Source organism: Terriglobus sp. YAF25, from assembly GCF_052113305.1.
Classification (GTDB): Bacteria; Acidobacteriota; Terriglobia; order Terriglobales; family Acidobacteriaceae; genus Terriglobus.
The window spans coordinates 1-2393 of record NZ_JBFRCY010000702.1; the positions used below are offsets into that span (position 1 = coordinate 1).

Below are 2393 nucleotides of genomic sequence, written 5' to 3' on the forward strand. Positions count from 1 at the left end.
GAACACCTCGTGCTTGCCATGGCGGAAGAAGCAGGAATCAATGCGACCGTTCTGAGGATATTTGGTTCGTATGGGCCACGTCAGAACCTGAGCTGGTGGGGAGGCCCGCAGGCTGTCTTCATCAGCGCTATCCTGCGGGAGGAGGTCATACCCATCCATGGCGATGGCCTGCAGACGCGATCCTTTACGTTTGTTCAGGACACGGCGCGTGGCATCGTAGCTGCAGCCGAATCCCAGAATGCCAATCGCGAAATCGTCAACATCGGGGACAATACTGAGATCTCAATCCTGGAATTGGCACACAGCATTCATCGCTTGAGTGGAAAAGAGGGAGCGCTACGTATTACATTCGTCCCTTACAACGAGATAGCAGGACGTAAGTACGAGGATGTCCGCCGTCGAGTTCCGGATATCCGGAAGGCAGAACGACTGTTTGGCTTCCGCGCGGAGGTGCCACTCGAGATCGGTCTTATGAAGACAATCGCATGGCAGAAGGAACAACTTCAGGCGAGTGGAAGCCTTAAGGCCGCGCTGGTCTAGAGCCCATGTGGGCTCTAATTCCTATCTAACCTGACTCCATAAGCGTCCCCCCGGCGAACAAACTTCGCGGGGGCAGACGCGCTCTATGCTAACTCAGGCTACCGCCCCAGGTCTCCAGCAGCCCTCTGATAGGACAAACATAATGGGCTTTAGCCCTGCGCCTTCCCTTTATGAGGAAAGCCCAGCGCTAAAGCCCAATCTTCGCGAAGCTGATTGCTATGGTACCCCGGTCTCCGGTGCTCCTTAGTGACCCGTTGAAAACCGCATTGGTGCTCTAGCTTCCTTCAAGTGATACTGGTCGATTTTGTAAAGCAAGGTGCGATAGCTGATGCGAAGCGCGGCAGCGGCGTGCCTGCGATTCCAGCGAGCTGCCTCCAGTGCCTGCTGTATCAGCCGGCTTTCGGTCTGGTCCTTGAAGTTCCGGACGATGGAGCGCATATGGGTCACGCTGGCATCGGGTTCTCCTTCAACCGTCGGGCAGACCTGCTCCGTGATGGTGGCACGGCCCATTACCTTGCTCTCGATATCGGCGACGGAGGCATCGCTACCCTTGAGGATCTGGATGCGTATGACGGCATTGGACAGCTCCCTCAGGTTTCCAGGCCAGTGGTATTCCTGCAGCAACGAGACGATGCGTGGTGAGATATAGACCGGGTCCTGCTGGAACTGAGCGGCCTGCCGCTTAACCATCTGTTCCACCAGGAACGGAATCTCCTCCCGCCGTTCGCGCAACGGAGGAATATTGATCGTGAAGGCGCYGATGCGATAGTAGAGGTCTTCGCGAAAGAGCTTATCCGTGATGGCATTCTCGATGTTAACGTTCGTGGCAGCAATCACCCGGACATCGGCGGTTGAGACAGTCCGTGCACCGAGACGGGAGTAACGGCCGTCCTGCAGGACGTGAAGCAACTTAGCCTGCATCGGAGCGCTCATCTCGCCGATTTCGTCCAGCAGGAGGGTTCCCCGATCGGCCAGCTCGAACTTACCGGGTTTCGCCTTGACGGCCCCGGTAAAGGCGCCCGCCTCATAGCCGAAGAGCTCGCTTTCAAGCAGGTCCGGGGGAAGGGCGGCGCAATTGACAGAGCTGAAGGTATGCGACGAGCGGCGAGAGTGCTTGTGAAGGAGATTGGCAACGACATCCTTGCCAACGCCGCTCTCCCCGAGGATAAGTACAGGGACATCAACGGCAGCAAGCAGGCGAATGTTCTCGTAAATTCGCATCATGGCCGGCGAGGCTGCAAGAAAGTAGCGGTTATGGCCTATCTCCTCCAGATGATAGCGCCCGGAAGTTGACCGGACGTCATGATCCGCCTCGCGAGTAACTGCAAACTCCTCCGCCAACTGGGAGAGTTCCGTAAGCATCTCTTCGAGCTCAGGGCGTTGAACCGGGGCTTTGAGGAAGTGGTGAATCCCAAGCGTCTCTGCATCCTGAACCCACGGGCTCAGACCCAGGGGGGGCGCCAGCCAAATGCGATGCGCACCCACCTGCTGACTAAGTCTCGACAACGAAGTCTCATCTCTGGGAGGACGTGCGGAAACGTCCAAAATGACAGCATCGAAATGGCGTGTCTGGCAAGCCGCCAAGGCTTCTTTCAGGGATTCGAAGACCTCAACAAGATGTCCCTCGGATTGAAGCGTAGCCTCGGCAGTCTGAATAAATGGCCTTGAGCTTGTAATAATTGCGACTACTTTAGTCCTTAGCATCACGGATACCTTAAGTACGTCAATATGTTTGAAACGGCTCGTTTTTTTATGTGAACAGGCGTATGGTGTACCCCAGATTCCAAGGCGCACCTGTGCCGGTTGTTGAGACGCCTAAACTCCTACGGCGAAGTGTGCTTCAATGCCTGCAG

At 56.3% G+C, this 2393-nt stretch carries 2 protein-coding genes; one reads left to right on the forward strand and one right to left on the reverse strand.

From position 1 onward, the window contains the following. Positions 1-540: NAD-dependent epimerase/dehydratase family protein (locus AB4043_RS22580; RefSeq protein ID WP_442308161.1), on the forward strand; the 540-nt coding region annotated here is incomplete at its 5' end. Between the two features lie 243 nt (positions 541-783). On the opposite strand, the gene AB4043_RS22585 is transcribed toward AB4043_RS22580, so the two are convergent. After that, positions 784-2046: a sigma-54 interaction domain-containing protein gene (locus tag AB4043_RS22585; RefSeq protein ID WP_442308162.1), complete on the reverse strand. Its 1263-nt coding sequence runs from the start codon at positions 2044-2046 to the stop codon at positions 784-786. Positions 2047-2393: the final 347 nt, after the last annotated feature.